The following is a 24,380-nucleotide window of genomic DNA, read 5'->3' on the forward strand; positions in this document are numbered from 1 at the left end:
ATTTAATCTTTATCTTTTAATTTAAGTTCTCTACTTCAGAATCCCAATTTTGATCTACACGGTTAAAGTAAGCTTGTTCAAGAATTTGCATGTAATCGCCCTCGGTAATTAAACGGACGTTACTTGATGTTGAGTTATTTTGCATGGCCAACCTTACAATGCTGGGAAAATCTTCTTTCTTTACACCCTCTAAATCTTTCAATTTAGGAATGTTTAATGATTCTGTTAATTCTATAATTCCTTGAATTAATTTTTCAACAGCTATTTCATCTGAATCTGAGTCCTTGGCAAAGCTCATATACCTTGCTAATGTCGCATGTAATTGCTTATTCTCCATAGAATTGAACCTTAATACATATGGTAAAAATACTGCATTGGCAACTCCATGCGGGGTATCATAAAGTCCTCCAAGCGCTTCTGCTAAGCAGTGTACCGAGGCAACATCTGCAGATCCAAAACAAAGGCCTGCTAAGAGACTTCCTTCCAGCATATCTTGACGAGCCGCTTCATTTTTGCCATCGCGGAAAACGATAGGCAATGCCGAAACAATGGTTCTCATTGCTTGAGCTCCGAGCGCTTGTGAAATAGGATTTGTTACTTTACATGTATAACCTTCAATCGCATGAACGAGTGCATCAATGCCAGTAGCGGCAGTAACAGAAGGCGGAAGACTGAATGTTAGTTCAGGATCAAGAATCGCCAAGACAGGTCTTAACAAACTATGTTTGAGTGTCATCTTTCGGTGTGTAGATGCTTCCGTAATAACAGCAGAACGAGTAACTTCTGATCCCGTGCCTGAAGTAGTTGGAATACAAATAACTGGTGCAATGTTTGAATACAGGAGTCGGCCGTCTGCATAGTCAGATGGTTCCCCGCCGTTTGGACCGCACAGTGCAATAGCTTTTCCAGTATCCATTGCACTTCCACCACCAATGGCAACAACTGCATCTGCACCAAAGTCACGAAATAATTTAGCACCTTCCAAGCAATTCTTATCTCGAGGATTTTGTTCAATGGAGTCGAATAACAATACTCGATATCCAGAAGCCTCCAGGGCCGTTATAATTGGTGAAACTAGTCCTGTACGGACCACACCTGGATCACTCACAATTAAAATGGATGAACCAATATTTAGGGATTTTAGCATTTCTGGCAATTCTTTAGCTTTTCCCATCCCTACCTCAATTTGAGTAGAACAAAAATAGTTATAGGATTTCATTTATACCCCTCCCATTATCTAAAATCAAATACATATCTTAATTAAATTTTAACCTTCTCTACCTCTACAATTAGTAGATTCAACTGTTAGGCTGCGGGTAACTTATATTTATGGTAGTTTAGACAATACACATACAGAATAGTAATGTAGTAGAGAACATAAATAAACTATATGTATATCCAACAAACTTCTTATCATATATAATACAAGCCCCGCCCCAATCATTACAGATGAATATTTAGATTGTTACTATCTAAAAAACCGATTAGTAACCTCTATAATATGTAATCAATTTATTTATGCAAACCAATCTTGACGTTCAATAAAAATAGATTCAAATACTAATCCCCTTAACGATCCAGTATTACTTCTCTAGCTACGTCTAAAAAAGCACTCAAAGCTGGAGATACCCATTTGTCTTTATGCCAGACCAGCTGAGTTACAATTGGAAACTCTGGACCTTTCCATCTTAATACACTCATACTCCCTTCCTCTATTTCCTTCTCCACTGCTAGCTTAGGTAATGCCGCTATTCCAATTCCAGCTATTACACATTTTTTAATGGCCTCTATATCACCAAGTTCAAGATCACATAACGGTTGAACGGCTGCATCAACAAGTGATGCCTCAAATATATTTCGATAATCGCATTTCTCAGTAAAAAGCAGCGGCTGACCATTCAGGTCCGCGGGTCTTACTTCAGATTTATCGGCTAAAGGATGATTCAGCGGACTTACTATAACAATAGGTTCCGCGACAAGCTTCTCGGCAATCAGCTTGTCCGAGTTAATGCGAGTCATAGATATTAAAACAGCATCTATGAGACCTTGAGCAAGTAAATCCTCAAAATCATTTTCAGAAATTCCAGGTCGAAAAATCAGTTTTATCTTTGGAAAACGAGCTTGAAATAGTTTCAGCAAAGCTGGTAAGCGATAGGTGCATTGGGTTTCTGAAGCACATATTGTTAACGTCCCACTAGGCTCTTCACTCCCACCTACAGTCTCCTTTGCCTCTTCGGTTAAATCAAGCACCTTGTCCGTATATAGCTTAAAGCGCTTTCCAGCGTCAGTTAAGATAACTCGCTTCCCTAACCGGTCAAAAAGTTGGACAGCAAGTTCTTCCTCAAGAGATTTAATCTGAGCTGTTACACTTGATTGAGCATAGTGAAGGATTTCAGCTGTTCGAGTAAAGTTTAGTTCTCGAGCAGCAACTTGAAAAATTTTTAACTGTTTGAGTTCCATAGTTTTCTCTCCTAAATCATTTTCACCAATAATATTATTATTCTAAATATATCATTTCACTCGTGCTGCTTGTAAGCGTAATGTCTCTCACTACTCGCTTCTCAGAGAAACGTTTGCATATCAAGAATGTATGATGCAAAGCTGCTTATTCCGGAAAAAGAACCCTGGACAGTGAACAGAACTGATCCAAGGGTTCTTCTACTTGATTGGTTCCTTTAAAAATGATTATAGTAACTCAGATTGAACGCGATATACAGAGTGAAAACAGAAAAGACCTACCTCTTTTCTGTTAAAAAGGTAGGTTTTTCTGTTTCACGACTTTATCTAATGATATCTTATGGCAGCTTGAGTAGGTTGCTCAAATTATAAAAACATATTCAATTCTGAAAAGCAAAAAACAGGATCCATTTTTCTCTAATCTAAGATGATTCCTTCTGATAAACCCTATTACGTTATTCCGATGTAATAGAAGAAGGATTTTACTTTTTAAAATAGAATAGTTCCTTAAAGAATCATAAAGGAGTTGATTTCATGTCTAAACAAATAAAGGATAGAAAAGAAATAAAACTTTTGGATTCTCAAATTTATTTATGTGATGAAATTAAAAAGTTGCTGAAGAAAAAAGAAAAAAGAAGTCTAGCTTTTGAACAAGAGTATACAGAACATGATATATTACACATTGCTTTAAACAGATTAATGAGTGAGTTAATCTCCAGACATTAAAAACGTCACCTATCATATTTGATATTTTTCGAAATAGATAAGTTTCATATAAAAATAGACAGAATATTTCATTAATACCTATACTTTGTAAACGCTTTCGTTTATACTAAGTATAGGTTGGATGGCATGAGTGGCTGTCATAGTATTTAGCGTAGGCGGGGCTGATACGAGGGAACAGGACATAGAAGAAATGTCCTTTTTTGTTTGGGCAACATTTCTTAGAAACTAGGAAATATTATAGAATACTTTCAAACGCTTTTTTACTTAGTATATCTTATCCAGTCTAGAAATTGAAAAAGACCACCTCTTCCCAGTCAAAAGAGGTAGCTTTTGTTAAAATTGAATTTACAGTAGTCGCTAGATAATGCTTTATTGCATCTTGAGTAAGTTGCTTAATTTAATAAACTGTATTCGTAGACAACATATTCACCGCTTTTTCTAACAGTAAAATATCTTCTTCAACCATTCTTTTCACATCGTCGAAATCAAGTTGAATATATTCTTCTTTTAAGCGTTCTAATTCACTGGCGAACAGGGATCCCGTATAGTACCTATGATTTGTCACTAATATTTATCCCCTTTGTGTGCTCTTAATAGATGTAATTCCCCTTTATTTAGATTAACAACCAATTAAAGCAGGATTTATAAAAAAATAATCCTTCCCTGATGTAGGCAAAGGATTTTTAACTTTATTAGAATAGGGAGAATACGTTATTAGTGTGGCCAGATTTGTAGTTTCATATACATACAACGTTTTACCGTTCTACTTTGATGTTAAATCAAATTTATCTTCTTTACCATGCCATTTTATTGTCACGTGAAAAGGAGCGTTACTGCTTTGAGTCGAACACCCGCTGCAACTCCCATTTAAATTAATTTTCCCTTCTGTCTCGTCATCCGTACCTGATAATTTACTTGTTTCCGATTCCACAACATAAGAAACTTTTCCTACTTTCTCCTTGTCTTTTCCTTCATAAATGATACTTCCTTGCCCGTTTTGAGTATTCTCTCCTTTATTTAAAAGATATAAACCTTTCCAATGATCTCCTTCACCTTCGAAACGCACACTTTCTTCCTTGCTACCACAGCTACCCAATACTAATAAAAAAATAGATATAATTCCTAAAAACAAAAACTTCCTTTTCAATTTAAATCCTCCTACACAGTACAAAAGTTCCCAAATACCCTATTAGATAATTTTTGTGCTAGTACCTGTTCATTTTTTCAAGTAATTTAATTAATCTATTATTTTGATTCACTATCGTTCTTAGCTTAGCTTCTAACGAACATAACGTGATAAAGACGGCTATAAATCCTATAATGACAAAAAACATATTAGCTGATATCCCCTATACATTATTTTATTTTTAAATCAATATCTATATAATAACATTTTTTCTATATTTTATATCTTGATTTTATATATATTCTTAGCTAAGATACTGCAGGAATAAAAAGAGCAGCCTTAAAGGCTGCTCTTTTAAAGTATGGTTTTTATTACTAGATAAACTGCAGCAATCGATGCAAGAACGATAAGTACATTCAAAATGCGATGTTGAGTAGCTAAGTGGCCTCGCTTCATTTCTACACGAGTCAATGGTTTCTTTTTATCGTGATTTCCACTCACTCTGTTACATCTCCTATCCTGTTTAGTTATTGGTTCTGCCAATTTAAGCAATAAGCTGTTCTTTGTCAGCTGCTTCTTCCTTTTTTATCTTCCCTCTACATAGGATATAGAAAACACTAAACATAACAATCGACCAAATAAGATTCGCTCCTGGCTCAGTGTTAGCTACCTTAAACAAACTCGGTATAGATCCGAAAACAGAATCGTCCGTTGTAAGGAACAGAGCGAGAAACATGTTGTTGGCTGCGTGTGCGCCAATGGTAATTTCTAAGCTTTTTGTCTTAATCGCGATATATGTAAGAGCAAAACCAGCTACAATGTAATCCAGTCCGACTAATATAATGGATTTATTCATTTCAGGATTAGCAAAATGTCCTATTGAAAACATTAGTCCGACAATAATCGCAAGTAAGATTGGACGCTTCACTTTCTTACTCACCCATTGAAGAAGAAGCCCTCTAAAAAACAGCTCCTCTGTTGTTGTTTGAATAGGTACTAATAAAAGCGTGATCAGTACTAACAGGGCATACTCTTTTAAACTTACATGATTCCATGAATAATCCGAGTGGTTAAACACGACATCAATTAATTGTGAAACGATTAGTAACAGGCTAAAAGCTCCAAAAGACCATATTACTTTCTTCCAATTCACACATTTGTTAGCAGTGATTAATGATTTCATTTTTCGTTTGTGAATAAAACGAATCCCGATCCATAAACCAAAAATCCAGCATATGTACATAATATGAGACAACAAAAAATCAAGATTAGCATTGATTCCTACAGCTACTCCGCTATCAAAATCAAAATATGATTTTCCACTTTCATCAGCTGCAACCATTATCATTTCAGCAATAATATAAATAACTGATCCTAACAGCATAAACACAGAAGCAAGGATTGTTGTACTTACATAACGCTTCCAGCTATTTTTTCCTTCTTCCACATTTAAATAGTTTTTCATTTTCTTCTTACTCCCTCAGCCTTCTCTTCTCAATTATACCGTTCTTCTCTACTTTGTTGTTGTCTAGGCAATGTAAAAATCTATCAGGATCCGAAGTCCTGCAATCATTTTAACTACCGCCTGCTTTTTACCTTTGAAGATAAGGAAAGAGACTGACAATATTAAGAAATCACAACTCTACCCATTACCTCTTTATATAAAATTTAGCGTCTTAAAAGCCGTTAAAAAACAGCTTTTTCTAAAAGAAGACTCGACACCAAGTCATCGTTAACCTTTATATCTTGCTCATACGTGCCCGCATACACATAATTTTGAAGAAAGTACTTGCTACTCAAGAATATATATCCCAAAACAACTAAAATAAATATTTTTTTCAACATTTCCCTCACCTTTTTATTCAAACTTTTACCCTCATAGCTGTTACCACAACACTTAAGAGTTTATCCATAAACAACTTTTTCAGTTTTTAAATTAGCAATCAACTCATATAACACCATACAAATGTATATAAGTTACAATAATATTACATTATTATTACAAATGTAACAACAATATTATAACCAAGAAAAATAGGATAATCAATATGAAGTGTCTAGCAAAACAGATAAAATTGCTAGATTCGTATCATACGTGTAAATAAATCGAAAACTTTTGGAAAAAGGATGTTAGTTCCCCTGCAGAAATATTTATAGAAACCAAAAAGCAAACTCCCTATCATTAGGAGTTTGCTTCTTTTATTTAAATCTCAGATAGAGTTTTTATAACCCTTTTCATCGCATTTAGTATAGAGATAATACGTTTTAAGAAAATAATTAAGGTACAATATTCCCTTAATGAATGCGCCTTTTTAAGAAGTATCTACTCAAAGTATGGTTTCTCTTTTTCTTTTAAAGGGAACTAAACCGTAAAGTTCAACCTTAAAAGGAGACAATCATGGTTACAATTGAATCAATTATAATAGGCATTGTATTTATCCTCATTCAACTATACGCATTAACGATTGTCGAACGTTCTCCAATCGGGGAGCAAAAGCTGCTCTCATTATCAGGCGGTGTAGCTATTGCTTATGTGTTTATTTATATCTTACCGACACTTCATAAAAAACAAGAAGAGTTTGGAGGATCCTTGGCCCTTGATACTGAACTATATTTTCTTGGTCTTCTCGGCTTACTCGTCTATTTTTCTGTGTATTCATTTGCTCAGACGAAGGCAGCCACACACCTGAAGGAACTGACCGTTTATATGGTACAGGCGAGTTTCTTTATGGTTTATTCTTTTATCATTTCTTATGTTGTGTTCTCAACCGATGTCAAGCGAGTTGAATCACTATTCTATGGATTGGCTATCAGCCTTCACTTTATGGGGTGGTCCTACCATCTAGGAAAAAAACATCATCGCTTGCACAAAAACAGAGGTCGCTATATGCTTGCAGGGGCAACTTTTCTTGGATCAATCATGGGCGTCTTCGGGCCCTCATCCGGCCTGCTTATTGAGTCGATGATTGCATTTAGTTCAGGTGCAATGTTATTTAACGTTATCAGTAAAGAACTCCCTTTTGAAAAACACGCGCACTTGCCAACCTTTTTAATCTCATCTCTTGTCTACGCCGCTACAATGATTGCGTTAAAAGCTTTTTTTGATTGGTAATTAAGTGGAGTAGAGCAATAGATTTTTCGTCTAATACATTAGGTTTTCCATTTTTTCAACAGTTGGGATATAAAAATAACCACTTTACTGAAATCAAGAAAGAAGGCCTGTGAACATTTTGGTTGTATCTAGCAGGACATAATAGACTGGGTCTCTGGCTCCCTAGAAATTTTCCTTCGTTAGAAGAAATAAAGCAAGTTGATAACACTGACTTATGAAACTTATTTTTCTTTCTCCGAACTCCTCACTTAAACTTTACAGCCAAAAAGTTGTATGAACTCTATCACTTCGTAAATTATCTAGGTTTAAAACAATAAGTAAAGATCTAAACAGTTTAAAAATAAAGAAGCCACTAATTAGGGATTTCCCCTCTAATGAGTGGCATTTTCTTTCCTCGTAAGGAGTGGAGAGCTATTTTATGATGCCCTCACGGCGTCTTGGCTAGTTTGCTCAAGAGATAAGCCTTTATTCATTTACAAAAAAAAATTCATAACAGGTAATAAAAACATATAAATATAGTAAGAGATAAATTGACTAAAAAGGTGATTATTATTTTTCGAAAAATACCGGTTGTTTTTGTGGGAAGCTTATTGCTAAGCATCGGAATTAATGGATTTTTAGTTCCTCATTATTTGTTGGATGGAGGAACAATTGGAATTGCTCTCATCCTTCACTATTATTTTGAATTCCCCACAGGTGTAACGATGATCATTTTAGGTCTCCCACTATGTTGGTTTGCTTGGATTTATGAACGGCATTATTTTTATAATAGTTTTTATGGGCTAATTATTTCTTCTTTATTGATTGACTGGCTAGAACCTATTAAAAACCAGTTTCAATTTTCTATTTTTTCTAGTGTAATCCTTGGAGGGATATTTATTGGGACAGGAGTTGGTCTTATGCTTCGATATGAGACAAGCACTGGAGGAACAGATTTACTAGCTCAACTAATATCAAAAGCTTTTTCTTTGAACATAGGGATGGTTATTTTAATTATAGACGGTTTGATTATAACAGCAGGTCTTCCTTTACTAGGACCTAAAACGTTTCTTTTTTCATGTTCAACAATTTTTATAGGGGGATTGACGACTTGGTTAATTACTAAAAAAGAGTAATTTGAATTATAAAATTAGTATCTTCTATCTCCTGTTTTTGCCTCTTCCTGTTTTTTATAAATTAAAAAGACCATCTCTTTTCAACTATAAGGGATAGTCTTTTTCTATAAGTTGCATTAACAATAATCGTTAGCGGATGCTCTATTGCATCTTGAGTAGCTTGCTCTAATTATTAAACATTAGCCTTAACATTTCCACCTATAATTTTTCAAACTTTCCTCTAGAAGCTATGTAAGATGCAGCTAAGTAAATAATAATTAGAATAGGAAAGGAATAAATGTACCTCCAGTGCAGCGGTTTATAAATACCAATCCAATTAAGTAGTGGAAGGCCAATAAAAGCACCTACTGCTGAATAAATCAGTGCTTTGATTACGGGGTTAATTTTAGGCTTTACTTGTATAAAAAATATCATGGAGATGGGTAATAAAAATAAGTCCCACGGCAAGTAGTTGAGAAAAGTTTTGACTTAGCTGGGAAATTGCTTGATGAATGCTTCCCAGTTCTTGTCCTAATTCAGTATCAGTAATATTCCCTCCAAGTAGCTGAGCATCTTTTTGCTTATAGCGTTGATTGTTTTTAGTCATTCTTAAAAACCTCCTTAAAGTAGATAGAACGTACTTGTTTATAATCGTCTGTTCCTTTAAGAAAAATGTTTGGCAAAAATGAACAATTTTTTGTTCGCAAGCTATTTATTATAACTGGTAGAAAAATGTTTATTTTGTATGGTTTTCTGCTGATTGTGAGGAATAAAAACATATATTCAGTGTGAATTAAAATGGAAAAAAGTATGTGATATTTATTATAGAAGAAGTCAAATTAATTATAGGAGGTTTACATAAAAGAAATTGTAGTTCATCATTATCATGCCTTTAGTAAAACAGTAAAAAAAGAACCCTGCAGTCAGAGATTTCAAATCCAACTGAGAGTTCATGATCTAGCCTGCCGTTTTAAATAATTTTCATAAAGAAAGAATGTCTTTAATACCCAGAATCCTCTGATGTAAGGTTATCGAGCATTGTGTAATCATATTTCTGCAGAGGCTTTTCTGCTGGGCCTTCTATAACTTCTCCTGTATAAGAAAATCTAGATCCATGGCAAGGGCAATCCCAAGAACGATCTCCACTGTTCCATTCGACTTCGCAGCCAATGTGAGTACAGGTTGTATCTACAATGTGGATTTTTCCTTCTTGATCTTTGTAGGCTCCCTTTCGATGACCTCGAACCGTAATTACCGCCCCTTCATCATTAGATAGATCTTCAGCTCTTACATCAGAGATTTCAAGCTTACCTTTGATGAGATGGCTTACGACATCAGCATTTTCTACTAAGAAATTTTTCAAGCTGGGGTTTGCGTAGAAACGCGATGGCGAATATAAATGTTGATAGGCGTTCTCTTTGCCTAGAATTATATCTCTGAATAAGAGGGCTGCTGCTGTTCCATTTGTCATTCCCCATTTCCTATAACCAGTAGCGACGAGTATATTAGGTTGACTAGAGGTGATTTCTCCAATATAAGGAAGTTTATCAAGCGTGACTAAGTCTTGTGCTGACCAGCGATATACAATATTTTCTATGTCGAAAACTTGTTCACCAAAATTCTTTAACGCTTTATAATGTTCCATTGTATCTTTTCCTTGGCCTGTTTGATGGCTTTCTCCCGCTATAAGAACCATTTCTTCACCGTTAATGACTGTAGAACGCAGGGAACGTGTTGGTTGATCAGCGCTAATATACATTCCACCTGGATAAGCTTTTTTGGCTTTAACAGCAAGGATATATGAGCGGTCAGCGTGCATTCTAGCAGAGTAAAGGCCCAGCCCTTCATAGAAAGGAAAATGCGAGCAAGAAAGAACGTAGCTTCCTGTAACACGCATCCCTTCTCGTGTAAGAACTGTTTGCTTATCCCCAGATTCAATATTCACTGCCGCTGTATGTTCAAAAATAAGTCCGCCTTTTTGCTTAATAGCTTGAACGAGGTGAACGAGGTATTTAATGGGATGAAACTGTGCCTGGTCTTTCATCACAAGGGCTTTTTTAATTTTTACGTTAAAAGGAATATGGTCTGCCAATTCACCATCAATGTTAAGTTCCTTATAAGCTTCTGCCTCTTTTTCAAGTTTTAGAGCATACTCATCAGTAGTAGCATATATGTAAGCATCTTGCATGATGAAATCACAATCAATTTGATGTTCTTCAACTGTTTTCTTAATAAAATTCAAAGCATCCGCATTAGCTTCATAGTATAATCTTGCCTTACTTCTTCCAAAATTCCGAATAAACTCATCGTAGATCAAATCGTGCTGGGCAGTAACTTTTGCTGTCGTATGCCCCGTTGTGCCATTCAATAGTCTTTCAGCTTCTAAAACGCCTACCTTTAGACCTTCATTGACTAAGAGGTACGCAGAAGTAAGACCTGTAATCCCTCCGCCTACAACTACAACATCTACATCCATGTCATTATCTAAAGCGGGAAACTCCGGCAAATCAATAAAATCTCTCCAGTATGGTTCAGGCGTCTGCGGAAGCTGTTCTCCCTTGTGTTCATTATGAGTCACATTACGACCTCCATTCAATATTTTGATAGTAGTGTTATCAGGATTTCCATTTATTTAAAGTTCATACTTATATGAGGAATACAGCCTTCGATATGTGGACTTGTATTATTTTATAATCTTAATTCAAAAAGTCTTTAATATAGATAAAAAAAGAGAGAGTCTATTTGAATTAGACTTTCTCTTTTTTATAGAAAATATATATCTACGAATATTGATTTTAACCTTTTGCTAACTCTAACGCTTTATCTGCTTTTTTTAAATCGTGATTTACTTGCTCTTCAACATCATAGGCATGATACATTTCATTATCAATCATATATTGAGCAATCTTTTCATGAAGTTCGATGGCTTCATCCAATTGTTTTTTTAATACTTTCCGAACTTCTGGAGTTGCTGTTTCCGTGAGAGCTACGGCATATGTTCGTACACCGTTTTTCGCTGATAACAACAAATCAGTTGCAATAGCAAGATCATCTAATGTTTTGTTAAGCGTACTTTTAGCAGCCATTCCTAAATCCCTCCTGTTTATTGAGCTTTCTTTAAGATTTTTTTTAATTCATTAATTGCTTCAGTAGACGTTTGGACGTCTTCTTCCAGAATCTTTTTTAATTTTTCATCCTCTACCAATTCCAGCATTGCTGTGCCTTTTGTTACACATGACGTTTTAAGCGTTAAGATTTCATGAACTTCTAGCGTCTCGTGCATAGCTAATTTTTTTGACATATCTCAATTCCTCCTTAGAATTTTCTGGCTTGTGAACTATATTCCCAGCTTGTTTCCATTTAAACAGTAATTATCTAATTTTTTTAATGTTTCAGAAAAATATGCCCAGGTATTACAACTAGCATAAATGAGTCTATTTATATAAACCATTTTCTATATCAAAAGGAAAAAGAAAGAGATATTAAAAATCAAGAGAGTCCTCTGACATTAAATAATAACGAAACGTTAAATAAATAGTTACCAATTACATATCCAAGATGCTTCATAAACAAGTAGAAGTTTTTCATACAAGTAAACCGGGAAACGGAACGTTAGATAACAATAAAGGAGAACATGTTATGCAGGAAATGACAGAAAAGCTACATGACTTTTTACTAGAACATATTGATGAAATGTCTCAAGAATGGCTAGACTCACGGGAAGTGGAAAAGGATTCAATCTACACAGCTGATGCCTCTTCCCAAACAACCGAATATCTTCGAGTACAAAATCAATATTTCACTTGTAAAATTGTAAAAGTTCTTATAGGAGAGTCATTAGATACTCTTAGTGACTGGGCACAGGAAGTTGCCTCAAAAAGGGCTCAAAGAGGCGATTCTCTTTATCATAGTATTCATCATTTTAAAAAGTTTCGTTTAATCTTTTTTAAACAGATTGAATCTTTTTTTCACCTTCATTCATCTAGCATTACATATGAAGAGCTTTTTTTATGGAATAAAGTAGTAAATGAAGCGTTTGATCGGATGATAGAACTTTTTACGCTTTATTACGGACAAGTTTCAGAAGCGCAGTCTCAAGCTCAAAAAATGTTGATTTCTGAGCTTAGCACGCCTGTCATCAGTATTTCCGATACAGTGGGTGTGCTGCCTCTAATTGGTCAGGTTGATGATTATAAAAATAGTGATTTTGCAAAGAAAGTTATGCTGCAAGCAAAAGAGCTAAATCTGTCTTGCTTAATTATTGACTTATCAGGTGCACCTTCGATTGATACTATGATGACCAATGAATTATTTCAGGTTATAAAGATGTTGGACCTACTTGGCATTGATACAACTATCACAGGTATCCGTCCGGAAATAGCCTTAACTGCTGTTCAATTAGGAATAGATATGAGCAAATTGAAAACTTATGGAAAGTTAAAAGATGCAGTAAATAAGCTTTTGCAGGAGTGATATTGAATCAAAGTATTAAGCATTTTTTTATGTCGGTTATATCATAAATAGACGTACCCATCCCATTAGGAGGAAACTTCAGGTACAAAGAGAACAAATAATTTATTTGTTCTTCCATTGCTAACATACTAATATGAAGAAAAAGAACTGTATATTTTTGAGTTCTATTCTACTGTGAGTTAGCTTTTAGGACCCCTAATATTGACAGATAGAAATAAAAAAAGCAGTATTGGGTGCATTTCTTTTAAGCTAGTCATATTCATCATAATTCTTGTCAAAAAGAAGCCTTTGCTAATCATAGCAAAGGCTTCTTTTTGACGAGCTTCTTCTATAAGTTATGTAAATGATGAAATCAATCTTAACATATTTAAATGGTTTGCACATTTTTCATTAAGGGTTTCCCATTCTTATAATCCGTTTGATAGTAAAGTAGCTTATAAAAATAATTCATTTATCTATTTATTCTTCGTATGGACAAATGATTGGATATTTTAAAATTAAATCACCAATAATATCATTACATGTATTTTCAACAAAAGGAGCTAAATAAAGATGAAACTGAAAAAAATAATAGGCATCACCTTTTTATCAAGCGTTATCTTATTTTCGGGACCTTTATCATTGGTCAATGCATCGGTAAATGATTCTAAAATGACTGTAAAACATTCAGTGAAAGAAGAGCAGCCTAATATAAAGATTTTGGCCACTGGAGGTACGATTGCAGGCTCTTCTGAAAGCAGCACAGACACAACTGGATATGAATCAGGAGCTCTTAACATTAAAACAATTATCAAAGCTGTTCCTCAGTTGAAAAAAATAGCGAATGTAAGCGGAGAACAGGTCGTAAATATCGGAAGTCAAAATATAGATAACAGTATTTTGTTAAAGTTAGCGAAGCGGATTAATACACTATTAGCTTCTAAGGATGTTGATGGAATTGTCGTGACACACGGATCTGATACGATGGAGGAAACGGCTTATTTTCTAAATTTAGTAGTAAAGAGTGACAAACCTGTGGTTGTGGTTGGTTCAATGAGACCAGCTACCGCTATAAGTGCAGATGGACCGCTAAACTTGTATAATGCAGTGAAAATTGCTTCTACAAAAGACGCACGAAATACCGGCGTTTTAGTAGCGCTTAACGATCGAATTGGTGCAGCTCGTTATATAACAAAAACACATACAACGGCAGTAGATACGTTTAAATCCCCTGAACAAGGATATGTAGGAGAAATAGCTGGAGATAAGATAATATTTTATAACAAACCAACTCGCAAGCATACAACACAATCAATATTCGATGTATCAAAATTAGATAAGCTTCCTCAAGTAGACATCATATATGGGTATCAAAACGATTCTAGGGATTTTTATGACACAGCCGTAAAAACTGAAGCAAAAGGAATCGTCGTTGCAGGAGCAGGAAATGGACTGCTATCCGATGCTGCTCTAACAGGTGCTAGAGATGCGGTAAAAAAAGGCGTAGTTATGGTCAGATCTAGCCGGGTAGGAAGCGGAGTTGTGACACATGAAGAATCAGATGATAAAGATACGTTTGTTACATCCGATTCATTAAATCCACAAAAAGCCCGTATTCTTTTAATGCTTGCTTTAACGAAAACAAAGGACCCTCAAAAGATTCAAACCTACTTTAATGAGTATTAAATCAAAAATATCTTTCATCCTCTGTTTTAGCTAAATTTTCCAAGAACAATTGGCAATGACAGCTTATAAGAAGGACATAAAGAGGTTGAGACATCATTAACATACTTTTGTCTCACCCTCTTTTAATTAGGAAAGAAACCATCCGCAGGTCCCTTATTCATTTCCCCAGTTCTTGCTTTCTATAATTAAATGATTTGATGTGTTGTCTAGTACACGCCATACCAAGGTCTTGCCTTCTATATCTTTTAACTCAATAATGCCCTCTAGCTTATTGGTATTCACATGGACACGCCCCTCATCTATTCTTTGCGCACTTTTTAATCTTGTTCCAAATGTTGCAGGGCTTTCTTTCGTTAGCTTTACAATGACATCTATCATACGTTTGTCAGAAACATAGTTTTTGCTGTTCTCATAGTTATTAGCAGCAGGCTTAATAGCATGTTCTAACCCAGTTTCGTATTGGCGCCAATCAACAATTAAAAAAACTGCAAATACTAAAGACACTGTGAGTAACAAGCCGTACGCAACATATCGTTTCATTTATTTTTGCTCCTTTCGCAGGAATAGGTTGTATCAGAAAATAGTATCGTTTTATTTAAAGAAATATTCCTTTTTCAGCATAAAAGAAGGTATATTTTTTAAAGTTTTCTGCTTACGGAGAGTACAATAGGACTTATCACGAGCTTAATGTAAGTCCCTTGCGAACAATTCGTTCAGGAGGAAAGACAAGAGAAAAATCCTGTTAGAAAACTAAAGAATTCCCCTTCTCTATCACAAGCTTCTCATTGCATTGTAAGAGCCCGTAAACATACGTTTACGGGCTCTTGTCTCTCATTCATAAGATATAAATAGAATGAGTTTAGTATGCATATTTTATTTAACCTACGTTATTTTTCAATATGTTCTCCAGTTATTCGAATAACCCCTTCATTTCTATCTAATGGAACAGGAGGACGCGCCCCTAAAGGAACCTTCCAGTGCCACCATTTGAAGATTCTAGCGATGACGAAACATAGAATCGATATGCCTGCAAAAATCCCAACAAACGTCCAGTGCTGTCCGCTTAAGAGCATAACAGGCCCTGCTGACCACGCAAATAATTCTAACGGTGTATTAAGCGGTCCAACTACCGCTGTATCTGTAAGTGTTTTTGATTTGTTATTAGGGTCAATAATTCTTAGTAATGTAAGCCCAATTGCAAACACACCTGTTGAATAGCCATACACAAATATGGAACGTTCAAACCAGCTTTCATAGTTCATGGCCGGTCCAATTACGACTAGCATCACCACTACTATTGCTATACCTGAAAGCATTAATAAACCCAGTGGAAGTGCATATTCCACAACAATAGGTAATTTGATTGAAGCTACTCCAAAAAATACAAGAAAATCGGTTGCTGCACTGCCTAAACGATCGACTACCTTACTATCAACGTATTTATAAACCCCTTTTTCTCCTTTGCCTAGCAATATGTACATAAGCAGCGCTATCAAAAATGCTATTGTAAACGTTGGGAATTCTAGTCCCCAAGCAGTCGCAATATAATTGTTTAATAAGTATCCCAAACCTGATGGCACAACTAATAATGCTAAATGAAAGGCTAATGGATCCATCGCAATTGGTGAAATAGTGTCATCCCCCATTGCTGTTCTATTTTTAGGCTGAACTAATCCCGTTTTTAAATCCTCGGAAATTTCCGAGAAGTCTTTTACATAATGAGTGTATCCCTTTCGAGTTGCCCATTTTATAAAAATAAGTCCACCAAAAATACCTGCTAAAATACCGCCGGTAGCAGCGGTCATCCCTAAGTCCGTTGCATTTTCCCAGCCTAGATTTTCAAAGGTTGTACCTACCGCTGCCGCTGTTCCATGTCCTCCATAAAATCCGGCTGCTAAAAGTAAACCAAATCCGTTATTAATTTCTGGAGCAAACTTTGAAATCACTAAAATAGAAAAGACAATCGGAATAGACATTTGAAGGCCTATACAAAGAATTTTATAAGTGGCATATGCGCCCATTCGATTGATATCCTTTTTCATATTGCCGGGTGAAAAAGAAAACCCGTTTATTCCAACTGCCGCAAATACAAAAATGGTAATAATCCCTGCATAGGAGCTAATATCTTCAGAAAAAGGTAGGATGTTTAAAAAGCTAGGTCCTAATGCTAAACCTAAAAAACCTGCCAATAAGCTTGCTGGAATAAAACTTCTTTGGATAAATTTAAATTTTGCGCGAAGCAGCATGCCTATCAAAATCAGAACACTGGCACAAGCAAAATCTACTAGTATCGTATATACAGTCATTCATATCCTCCTTTTGCAACTTTAAATGCTTAACAAATTAGCTGATCTTGTTGATGTAGCGGGTGGTGCTAGGTCTAGCTTTTCCCCTTGTATATGTAATACGTTCTCTGGTCTGATCCAAGGTCTATTTTGTATAGAACTTGTTTCTTCATGTGTGAGGTATCCTTTATAAGCGGTTAAGCTGCGTCTTAAAAATCCATCTTTGATACAGGCTGATTTTACACCCGAATTTAGGATGGACTGAATATGTGGCAGCACGGACGCTGCATAAGCTACAGAAGTAGAGTTAGCAATCGCTCCAGGAATATTGCTGACACAGTAATGAACGACACCATTTTCAATATATGTAGGATGTTCATGAGTTGTTTCACGGAAAGATTCAATTGCACCGTCAGTGTCATTGCTAATATCTACAATAACTGATCCTTTTTCCATTAAATTGAGCATATCGCACTCTATTAAATAATCTTTGCGTTCCTTTGGCCATTTCACACAGTTAATTACCATATCAGTTTCAGGAAGCAGTTTTTTAATATTTTGCTTAGTTGATAGCTGAGTATTCACTTTTTCATTATACGTTTTGCCGATATCTCTTAATGTTCCGTAATTTATATCCATAACCGTACACCACGCACCTAATGAATGTAAAACTTGCAGAGCAGACCTCCCCACTAGTCCTCCTCCAAGGATCAGTACCTTCATACCGGGAGCTCCAGCTAAGCCACTAACAAATTTTCCTTTTCCTCCGTTAATCGTCAGCATGGCTTGAAGCCCCATTAGTGCGCCTTGTTTTCCTGCTGCTTCACAGTTTACTGAACCAAATCGATGTGAATCTTCCGCAGTGAACGCGATACATTTGCTATCGAGGATAGCTTGTACCTGCTCTTTATGTGCAGCTGGATGTATACACGTATAGATAATTTGATTTTTCTTGAGCAACTTATACTCATTTTCTTCAATCTCTTTAACTTTTGCTATAAAGTCACATCTTTCATACATCTCTTCTGTTGTTTCTACTATTTCGGCCCCTTCTTTTTCATACTGTTCATTCGTAAATCCCGCTAATGCGCCCGCATCTTTTTGAACAAGGACCGTATGGCCATCGTCTTTAATAGTAGCAACCTCTAAAGGTGTCATAATGACTCGATACTCTCCCACTTTATTGTCTTTTAATACACCAAATATCATGTTGATCCCCCTAAATTCATTTTTGTAAATGCCTCTCCTTCATGCGTGATCTTAAGATTAAAGAAATTATTAGAAATATTCAGATTAAAGCAAATGTACCTTATCTTGCTACACACAAACTTTGAAGAGATTGTTCTAATAGAACCTTATTCTGCATTTACTTACCAAAGTATAAATTAAAATGAATAAAAATTCAAAAGGATCTGAAATTAATACCTGTTTATGTATGTCATGACAAGCTGTTACCTTATTAATCTTGCATAGAAAAAAGGTTCCACTCATCAACGTTCAATGAGTGAAACCTTTTTTTGATTATCTGCGGCTAGCTGTGCCTCTGCTTTTTTGCAGATGAGCTTTATGCCGTAGAGCTAACAGGCTACTTTGTTACGGAAATACTGCCGTTATGAGTGGCTAGTTTAATAATATTCTTTCCTTTTCCAATAACAGCGTCCCTATCATATTTATTTAGAATATCGACTTTTCCATTGTCCACGGAAACATTAAATTGAACGTTACTTGGTTCTTTTTCCGTCTTAATTTTAATCTTTCCATTGTTCGTTTTAAGGTCAATATCTCGATCAAGTTCTTTTGTTTCTAAGGCGATACTTCCATTATGCGTTTCGCCTTCTAAACTACCTTCCACGTTACTAAGCGTTATTTTCCCGTTATTTCCTTTTGCTTGAACCGTTTTTGCTGCAGCATTTTTTATGCTTGTAAGTCCATTGTGTACGCTGGTGTTCAAGTTTTGTGAATCAATGTTCTCTAATTCTACACGTCCGTTGTTTGCGCGAATGGAAACATCTGCTGCGCGTAATTTTTTAACAGACACATACCCATTGTTGCTGGAAATCCCCAATGAATTATACTGTTTTTCAGGCAAATAAACGTTGATAGATAGCGGTTTTAATACACTAACAATGTCAAAATTGACCCAGCTGCGCTGTTGTTCACTATAAGAGATAAAAAGCGTTGAATTTCTAACGTCAGTAGTGAAGTCTCTTTTTATATTAGGAGATGTTTCGCCTTTTAATGTTACTTTGATATTATCGCCTTTGATAGGGTATACATGAACACGAGTATTATCCGTATCGATGTTTACCTTTGATACTTGATTGCTTTTAATAACTTTTTCTTTTGAAATAGGTTCAGGATCAATAGCACGATACGTAAGGAGGCCTCCTATAATCCCAACAAGGATGAGAATGCCTGCAAGAATGGAGAGTTTCTTTTTATTCAGCACGTTTTAAACCGCCTTTCACAAGTGATACATTGTATTTTAGATAACGTACAAAGCCTTTTATAGCTAGCTTCGTCACAACTAACATACCTAACATAATAAAATATCCAATTCCGCAAAATGCTAAAGACATAAATAAATTAAAGAGAAAAAAGCCGCTCGAATGTACAATAGCCTCACCAAGAACTAGAATCGGAGATAGCAAGAAACATAGACCTATGGCCCAAGCTGACAAAATGAAGCCAGCTAATGCGACGGCGGGTCCAAGAACAATCACTACATTAAAAAAGGCTAACCCAATTACGGCCCACGTGGCTCTTAAGATATTTTGAGTTGTTGCCTTAGCTGTTGCTTGCTCAACGTGATAATCTGCGAGCAATTCTTTAGCTATTTGATTCGGAGAACCTAACGACGTTACAATTTCTTCTTCTGTTTTTCCTTCTTCTAAGCCAATGGAAAAATGTTCTTCATAATCTTGTAAAATATCTGCCCGTTCTTTTGCGGATAATGGTTTTAAGGATTCATTTAATTGCTGTAAAAATTTACTCTTCGACATTGTTCACACCTTCTTTAATTAATTGATTAACACCTCTTGAAAACTCATTCCATTCATCGACAAGTTCATATAAATAATCTCTTCCTTTATCGGTAAGCTGATAATATTTCCTTGAGGGACCTTCTGTAGATTCTTTTAGGTACGTTGTGAAGTATTCTTCTTTTGTTAATCGGCGCAGAAGAGGATATACTGACCCTTCTGATATTTCAATTTGATCGGAGATTTTTTGAACTAATTCATATCCATAGCGGTCTTTTTTATCAAGCAACACAAGGACACAAAGCTCTAAAACTCCTTTTTTAAATTGTACGTTCACTGTTCTTCACCCTTTTCTTTTCACAGTCCACTACTGTTTATTGTATAGTACTGATTTATAATTTCTTCCTAATAATTACAATATATCACCAGCTATTGTTTATTGCAAGGTACTGTTTAATATTTTTTAAATTTTAGTCATTTTTACAGTCGTAAGGTGTTTTTTATAAAGCAAGGTTCAACCTTCTTTTCTAATTAGCTTGTAGATAAAATTATTTTAACGTACCCAAAAGAAAAAGCAGCCTATAACTATAGACTACACAGCAGCAATCATGCCAGGCTATTTTTCTTTTGCTTGTTGGATAAATAAAAAGAAAACCGTTATTAAGATAAAATAATTTAGCGGATTTTTGAAAATATCCCCGTCTAAAGCCAATTGCAATAAGATCCATAAAGCGAAGATTACTAGTATGGCTGGTATTATAAGCTTGTTCATACATCACTCATCCTTCGTTTAAAATAATAAAGTAATCTTGGCTCTCCATACTTGTTTCATACCCTAACATTAAATCCATAAATAGCTTTAAAAGCATACTGATTGAATGTTTATAAGAATATCACTTTTAAGATAAAATTTAACAGCTGTTATCGCATTTGATAGAAATGTCTTACGTGTATTTGATTTTTTTGTAATAAATTAAAGAAAAAAGAAGCCGTTATTTTACATTTTCAAACAATAAAAAACAGCCAATTTTATAGCTGTTTTAAAGTAGACTGCTATCAAAAATTTCATTTTCTAGATGGTGCAAATTCCTCCTGCAGTTCTTTTAAAAACGCAGCCGCCGCAGCTGAAAGAACATGATGCTTTTTCCACACAATATTTAAACCTGATTCAAGTCTTGGCTGTAACGGTCTGAAACAAAGGTTGCTAGTCGTAGATGTGTTGACGATTTTATCAAGTGTTATGGCATATCCAACGCCTTCTTCAACCATAATCGCCGCATTATAGGCAAGATTGTATGTAGTGACAATGTTCAATTTATGAAAATCTTCGCCGAACCAATCCGCAAATTCATTTTTTGAAAAAGTCTGTTTCACGGCTTGTCGTGAACAAATCAGTGGAACGTTTACTAAATCCGCAGCTTGAATGCTTTCTTTGACGGCAAGGGAGCTGTCTTTTTTCATAACGACGCCCCAAATATCTTTGGCAGGCATATTAAGATAATTGTATTTTGAAATATCGGCTGGCTGAATTAAAATACCAAAATCAAGCAGACCCTTGTCAAGCCGTTCCGTTATATCTTCTTCGTTTCCACTGTAGAGGTGATATCGTATATTGGGATAACGTACCTGTACATCTTTTGCTACTCGTGCAATATGTTTCATTGCTTCAGTTTCCCCGCCGCCTATATAGACGTCACCACCTATTGTTTCTTCCATAGAACTAAACTCAGCCTCTAATTTATCCATCATATTAACGATTTCTTCTGCCCTGTTTCGCAGAAGCATTCCTTCATCTGTCAGGATGACACTGTGACTGCTGCGAACAAATAGTTTTTTACCTAACTCTTGTTCAAGATCTTTTAATTGTCTCGACAAAGTTGGCTGTGTCACATGCAAAAAATCAGCAGCTCTCGTGATGTTTCCTTCTCTTGCAACCGTAAGAAAATAGCGTAAAACTCGAAATTCCATATACCCCTCCTCCTTTCACAATCTTTAGTGTATACGTCTCAGAAATGCTTATCAAGCATACCACGATATAAGATATAAGCATTTTCTATATTTAAAAGGAGCCAGTAGAATAAATAGCAACGAAGTTCATATCACAAAAGCACCATTTTTAATTATTCAAAGTGGAAAGGAGCTTAAAATGAAAAAACTTTTATGTCTGTCTTCTATCTTAGTAGCAAGCCTTGGCCTCGCTGCTTGCAGCAACAATAATTTATCTGCAGCGGACAGAGATCATAATACAAGTAATCTTTTAAACCAAGCACCAGAACAGCCAAAAGAAGAACATATTTCAGATACAAAAATAAAATTAACGTTTAACGATAAAGAAGTCTTGATTAGGATGTATGATAACCCAGCAAGTATGGCTTTTCTAGCTCAATTGCCTTTAACAGTCATTTTTGAAGATTATATAGGTAAAGAGAAAATTAGTATTTCACAAAAAAGATTATCAGCAGATGATGTACAAGCCGGAGATCTATCAAAAAAAGGCGACTTTGCTTATTACGCTCCTTGGGGCAATGTTGCTATTTTTTATAAAGGTTTTGAGGATGCCACAAATGACCTTATCATACTAGGTCAAATTGAATCAGGAAAAGAAAACCTTGAAAATATTCATGGTGATTTCACAGTTACCATTGAAAAAGTGACTAAGTAAAACATAACAATTTGTCTTTAAACAGCCCGCTTTGAAGCAGCTAGAACAGAACACTTTTAGAAAGAGGGAAATTGATTGTATGTCTAAACAAAATAAGCTACTTATATTTGTCTTAACCTTAGGGGCTTTCGGGATTATAAATACCGAAATGGGGGTTATAGGGATACTGCCCTACATTGCGGATCACTTTCATATCAGTGTATCGAAGGCCGGGTGGCTGGTGAGTCTCTTTGCTCTTACTGTATCAATATCCGGTCCAACTATGCCGTTATTATTTTCAGGAATTAATCGTAAGAAAGCGATGTTGCTTGTACTTGGTATTTTCGTTTTAGGTAACATTATCTCTATCTTTACGTCTAACTTTGCTGTTGCCATACTTGCGCGTGTGATTCCAGCTATCTTTCATCCAATTTATTTTTCAGCAGCTTTTACAATGGCTGCGAACTCAGTCAGCAAGGAAGACGCTCCAAAAGCTGTTTCCAAAGTCTTTATTGGCGTATCCGCAGGTATGGTGCTTGGTGTACCCATCGCAAGCTTTCTTGCAAGCACAGTTTCGTTTCAACTTTCAATGGCATTTTTCGCTGTTATTAACGCTATAGTATTTATTGCTACATGGGCATTGTTCCCTTCTATGCCTGTTAAAGAAAGACTTTCCTACGGAGCCCAGCTCAGCGTATTAAAAAACCCCGTTACTTGGCTTTCTATTATGGCCGTCCTTTTACTGAATTCAGCAGTATTTGGGGTATACAGCTATCTTGCTGAGTATCTTAAAACCGTTACGAACATCTCTGGAAAATTAATCAGCTTCATGTTAATTCTATTCGGTGTGGCAAACATTATTGGAAACATTATCGCAGGGAAGCTGCTTACGAAAAATGCTATCAAAACGGTAGTAGTTTTCCCTTTCGCATTGGGAGTCGTTTACATCATTTTATACTTCACCGGACAGTTCAATTGGCCTATGGCTATTATGACTTTAGTTTGGGGAATATTCGCTGGTATAGGAACGAATATTAATCAATATTGGATTTCATCAGCAGCTCCGGAAGCTCCTGATTTCGCAAATGGATTATTTTTAGCATCCGTTAACTTAGGAACAACGATTGGTACAGCTGTAGGTGGACTATTTATATCAGGACTGGGTACAGAATACGTCGTACTAGTGGGGATCTTGTCATTAGTATTGAGCGTAGTATTTATTTTACCAAGAAGCTACATGAATCGTCCTATAAAACAGCTTTCTAAATAAGGCATCAATTCAACCCTTTTTCGGATCCCTTTGTTTTCTTTTATTGCATCTATGAAGAGCAGAAATCTATTCTAGCCAATGCTTACATTATTAATGGATAAAAACGGAAATTCAAGATAAAAAAATACACTAAAGTCACACTTGTTCCCTTGCCATTATATCCCTGTCACAAAAGACGTTTTTTATGACTTGCTAAGGGAATTAAAAAAGAAATTCAAGAAAAAGAGGGAGTTACAATGGCAGAAATGGGAAGAAAAGAAGACTACGGGGAGATTGAAGTAGGTAAATACGAATTGTTCTTTAAAAAGAGTTATAAAGTTATAAATACGATTAATGACTTCTTGATAGGCATCTGGTTCCTAATTGGCAGTATTTTATTCTTCTATGATTCCTTAAAAAATATAGGGATTTGGTTATTTATTCTTGGGAGCGTGCAATTGCTCATTCGTCCAACGATTAAATTAGTACACGATTTTCACTTACGAAAATATTTAAAGGAAGGTTATCGGAATAAATAATCTTCTTTGCAAACAATTTTTCTTGTGAATTC

General features: G+C 35.5%; 27 protein-coding genes. 8 read left to right on the top strand and 19 right to left on the bottom strand.

What is annotated here, in order from left to right; translation table 11 throughout:
• Positions 1 to 16: 16 nt before the first annotated feature.
• Together ACFX4G_RS23980 and ACFX4G_RS23985 are read right to left on the bottom strand one after the other, a co-directional pair.
• Complete coding sequence (locus tag ACFX4G_RS23980; protein ID WP_098326180.1) at positions 17 to 1,219, bottom strand: iron-containing alcohol dehydrogenase; 1,203 nt, start codon at positions 1,217 to 1,219, stop codon at positions 17 to 19.
• A gap of 350 nt (positions 1,220 to 1,569) precedes the next feature.
• On the bottom strand, positions 1,570 to 2,460 hold the full coding sequence (locus tag ACFX4G_RS23985) for a LysR family transcriptional regulator (protein WP_377577440.1): 891 nt from the start codon (positions 2,458 to 2,460) through the stop codon (positions 1,570 to 1,572).
• A 531-nt stretch (positions 2,461 to 2,991) separates the two neighbouring features.
• Between ACFX4G_RS23985 and ACFX4G_RS23990 the strand changes: the two genes are divergently transcribed.
• Entirely contained in the window at positions 2,992 to 3,183 is a 192-nt protein-coding gene (locus ACFX4G_RS23990) for a hypothetical protein (protein ID WP_013058411.1), read from the top strand.
• Positions 3,184 to 3,580: 397 nt separating this feature from the next.
• Here the strand turns inward: ACFX4G_RS23990 and ACFX4G_RS23995 are convergent, their stop codons facing one another.
• From ACFX4G_RS23995 to ACFX4G_RS24010, 4 genes are all read right to left on the bottom strand, one after another.
• Entirely contained in the window at positions 3,581 to 3,748 is a 168-nt protein-coding gene (locus tag ACFX4G_RS23995) for a hypothetical protein (protein WP_377577443.1), read from the bottom strand.
• 198 nt (positions 3,749 to 3,946) lie between these two features.
• Positions 3,947 to 4,330, bottom strand: a complete 384-nt coding sequence (locus ACFX4G_RS24000; protein WP_377568497.1) for a hypothetical protein — start codon at positions 4,328 to 4,330, stop codon at positions 3,947 to 3,949.
• A 333-nt stretch (positions 4,331 to 4,663) separates the two neighbouring features.
• Positions 4,664 to 4,810 (bottom strand): hypothetical protein, encoded by a 147-nt coding sequence (locus ACFX4G_RS24005; protein ID WP_377568494.1) that lies wholly within the window; start codon positions 4,808 to 4,810, stop codon positions 4,664 to 4,666.
• 43 nt (positions 4,811 to 4,853) lie between these two features.
• Positions 4,854 to 5,774: a CPBP family intramembrane glutamic endopeptidase gene (locus tag ACFX4G_RS24010; protein ID WP_230185428.1), complete on the bottom strand. Its 921-nt coding sequence runs from the start codon at positions 5,772 to 5,774 to the stop codon at positions 4,854 to 4,856.
• Between the two features lie 933 nt (positions 5,775 to 6,707).
• Between ACFX4G_RS24010 and ACFX4G_RS24015 the strand changes: the two genes are divergently transcribed.
• Together ACFX4G_RS24015 and ACFX4G_RS24020 are read left to right on the top strand one after the other, a co-directional pair.
• Positions 6,708 to 7,421, top strand: a complete 714-nt coding sequence (locus ACFX4G_RS24015) for a hypothetical protein (RefSeq protein WP_097823088.1) — start codon at positions 6,708 to 6,710, stop codon at positions 7,419 to 7,421.
• A gap of 530 nt (positions 7,422 to 7,951) precedes the next feature.
• Positions 7,952 to 8,536 (top strand): YitT family protein, encoded by a 585-nt coding sequence (locus tag ACFX4G_RS24020; protein ID WP_080781595.1) that lies wholly within the window; start codon positions 7,952 to 7,954, stop codon positions 8,534 to 8,536.
• Between the two features lie 198 nt (positions 8,537 to 8,734).
• On the opposite strand, the gene ACFX4G_RS24025 is transcribed toward ACFX4G_RS24020, so the two are convergent.
• The 5 genes from ACFX4G_RS24025 to ACFX4G_RS24045 all read right to left on the bottom strand — a co-directional run bounded on the left by ACFX4G_RS24025 (position 8,735) and on the right by ACFX4G_RS24045 (position 11,816).
• Positions 8,735 to 8,950 carry a hypothetical protein gene (locus ACFX4G_RS24025; protein WP_368484537.1) on the bottom strand — a complete coding sequence of 72 codons (216 nt, stop codon included), beginning with the start codon at positions 8,948 to 8,950 and terminating at the stop codon, positions 8,735 to 8,737.
• Positions 8,922 to 9,122, bottom strand: a complete 201-nt coding sequence (locus ACFX4G_RS24030) for a hypothetical protein (RefSeq protein ID WP_097823089.1) — start codon at positions 9,120 to 9,122, stop codon at positions 8,922 to 8,924. Before ACFX4G_RS24030 ends, ACFX4G_RS24025 begins: the two co-directional genes overlap by 29 nt.
• 393 nt (positions 9,123 to 9,515) lie before the next feature.
• Entirely contained in the window at positions 9,516 to 11,093 is a 1,578-nt protein-coding gene (locus ACFX4G_RS24035) for an FAD-dependent oxidoreductase (RefSeq protein WP_377577447.1), read from the bottom strand.
• A gap of 217 nt (positions 11,094 to 11,310) precedes the next feature.
• Entirely contained in the window at positions 11,311 to 11,601 is a 291-nt protein-coding gene (locus tag ACFX4G_RS24040) for a spore coat protein (RefSeq protein WP_060747271.1), read from the bottom strand.
• A gap of 17 nt (positions 11,602 to 11,618) precedes the next feature.
• Positions 11,619 to 11,816, bottom strand: a complete 198-nt coding sequence (locus tag ACFX4G_RS24045; protein ID WP_043978700.1) for a hypothetical protein — start codon at positions 11,814 to 11,816, stop codon at positions 11,619 to 11,621.
• A gap of 338 nt (positions 11,817 to 12,154) precedes the next feature.
• Between ACFX4G_RS24045 and ACFX4G_RS24050 the strand changes: the two genes are divergently transcribed.
• The gene (locus ACFX4G_RS24050; protein ID WP_097823091.1) at positions 12,155 to 12,988 is read left to right on the top strand and encodes an STAS domain-containing protein; all 834 of its coding nucleotides are present in this window, start codon (positions 12,155 to 12,157) and stop codon (positions 12,986 to 12,988) included.
• A 552-nt stretch (positions 12,989 to 13,540) separates the two neighbouring features.
• The gene (locus ACFX4G_RS24055; protein ID WP_097823092.1) at positions 13,541 to 14,653 is read left to right on the top strand and encodes a type II asparaginase; all 1,113 of its coding nucleotides are present in this window, start codon (positions 13,541 to 13,543) and stop codon (positions 14,651 to 14,653) included.
• A gap of 153 nt (positions 14,654 to 14,806) precedes the next feature.
• On the opposite strand, the gene ACFX4G_RS24060 is transcribed toward ACFX4G_RS24055, so the two are convergent.
• The 8 genes from ACFX4G_RS24060 to ACFX4G_RS24095 form a co-directional block, all read right to left on the bottom strand.
• Positions 14,807 to 15,193: a hypothetical protein gene (locus ACFX4G_RS24060; protein WP_097823093.1), complete on the bottom strand. Its 387-nt coding sequence runs from the start codon at positions 15,191 to 15,193 to the stop codon at positions 14,807 to 14,809.
• Between the two features lie 347 nt (positions 15,194 to 15,540).
• Entirely contained in the window at positions 15,541 to 16,959 is a 1,419-nt protein-coding gene (locus tag ACFX4G_RS24065) for a sodium/glutamate symporter (protein ID WP_097823094.1), read from the bottom strand.
• Positions 16,960 to 16,980: 21 nt separating this feature from the next.
• On the bottom strand, positions 16,981 to 18,147 hold the full coding sequence (locus tag ACFX4G_RS24070) for an alanine dehydrogenase (RefSeq protein WP_097823095.1): 1,167 nt from the start codon (positions 18,145 to 18,147) through the stop codon (positions 16,981 to 16,983).
• 376 nt (positions 18,148 to 18,523) lie between these two features.
• Entirely contained in the window at positions 18,524 to 19,387 is an 864-nt protein-coding gene (locus tag ACFX4G_RS24075; RefSeq protein WP_377568475.1) for a DUF4097 family beta strand repeat-containing protein, read from the bottom strand.
• Complete coding sequence (locus ACFX4G_RS24080; protein WP_097823097.1) at positions 19,377 to 19,940, bottom strand: HAAS signaling domain-containing protein; 564 nt, start codon at positions 19,938 to 19,940, stop codon at positions 19,377 to 19,379. The genes ACFX4G_RS24075 and ACFX4G_RS24080 overlap by 11 nt, the downstream gene beginning before the upstream one ends.
• Positions 19,927 to 20,256 carry a PadR family transcriptional regulator gene (locus ACFX4G_RS24085; protein ID WP_014458816.1) on the bottom strand — a complete coding sequence of 110 codons (330 nt, stop codon included), beginning with the start codon at positions 20,254 to 20,256 and terminating at the stop codon, positions 19,927 to 19,929. Before ACFX4G_RS24085 ends, ACFX4G_RS24080 begins: the two co-directional genes overlap by 14 nt.
• A gap of 279 nt (positions 20,257 to 20,535) precedes the next feature.
• On the bottom strand, positions 20,536 to 20,691 hold the full coding sequence (locus ACFX4G_RS24090; protein WP_377577451.1) for a hypothetical protein: 156 nt from the start codon (positions 20,689 to 20,691) through the stop codon (positions 20,536 to 20,538).
• 293 nt (positions 20,692 to 20,984) lie between these two features.
• Positions 20,985 to 21,887 carry a LysR family transcriptional regulator gene (locus ACFX4G_RS24095; RefSeq protein WP_097823098.1) on the bottom strand — a complete coding sequence of 301 codons (903 nt, stop codon included), beginning with the start codon at positions 21,885 to 21,887 and terminating at the stop codon, positions 20,985 to 20,987.
• A 178-nt stretch (positions 21,888 to 22,065) separates the two neighbouring features.
• Here ACFX4G_RS24095 and ACFX4G_RS24100 point away from each other — a divergent pair, with 178 nt between their 5' ends.
• The 3 genes from ACFX4G_RS24100 to ACFX4G_RS24110 all read left to right on the top strand — a co-directional run bounded on the left by ACFX4G_RS24100 (position 22,066) and on the right by ACFX4G_RS24110 (position 24,348).
• Positions 22,066 to 22,581 carry a cyclophilin-like fold protein gene (locus ACFX4G_RS24100; protein WP_377577454.1) on the top strand — a complete coding sequence of 172 codons (516 nt, stop codon included), beginning with the start codon at positions 22,066 to 22,068 and terminating at the stop codon, positions 22,579 to 22,581.
• Positions 22,582 to 22,660: 79 nt separating this feature from the next.
• Positions 22,661 to 23,830, top strand: coding sequence for an MFS transporter (locus ACFX4G_RS24105; RefSeq protein ID WP_377577457.1), 1,170 nt, complete (start codon positions 22,661 to 22,663; stop codon positions 23,828 to 23,830).
• Between the two features lie 236 nt (positions 23,831 to 24,066).
• Positions 24,067 to 24,348: a YrhK family protein gene (locus ACFX4G_RS24110; protein WP_377577460.1), complete on the top strand. Its 282-nt coding sequence runs from the start codon at positions 24,067 to 24,069 to the stop codon at positions 24,346 to 24,348.
• Positions 24,349 to 24,380: the final 32 nt, after the last annotated feature.

Origin of the sequence: Priestia sp. YIM B13486 (assembly GCF_042787865.1) — a bacterium.
Taxonomy (GTDB): domain Bacteria; phylum Bacillota; class Bacilli; order Bacillales; family Bacillaceae_H; genus Priestia; species Priestia megaterium.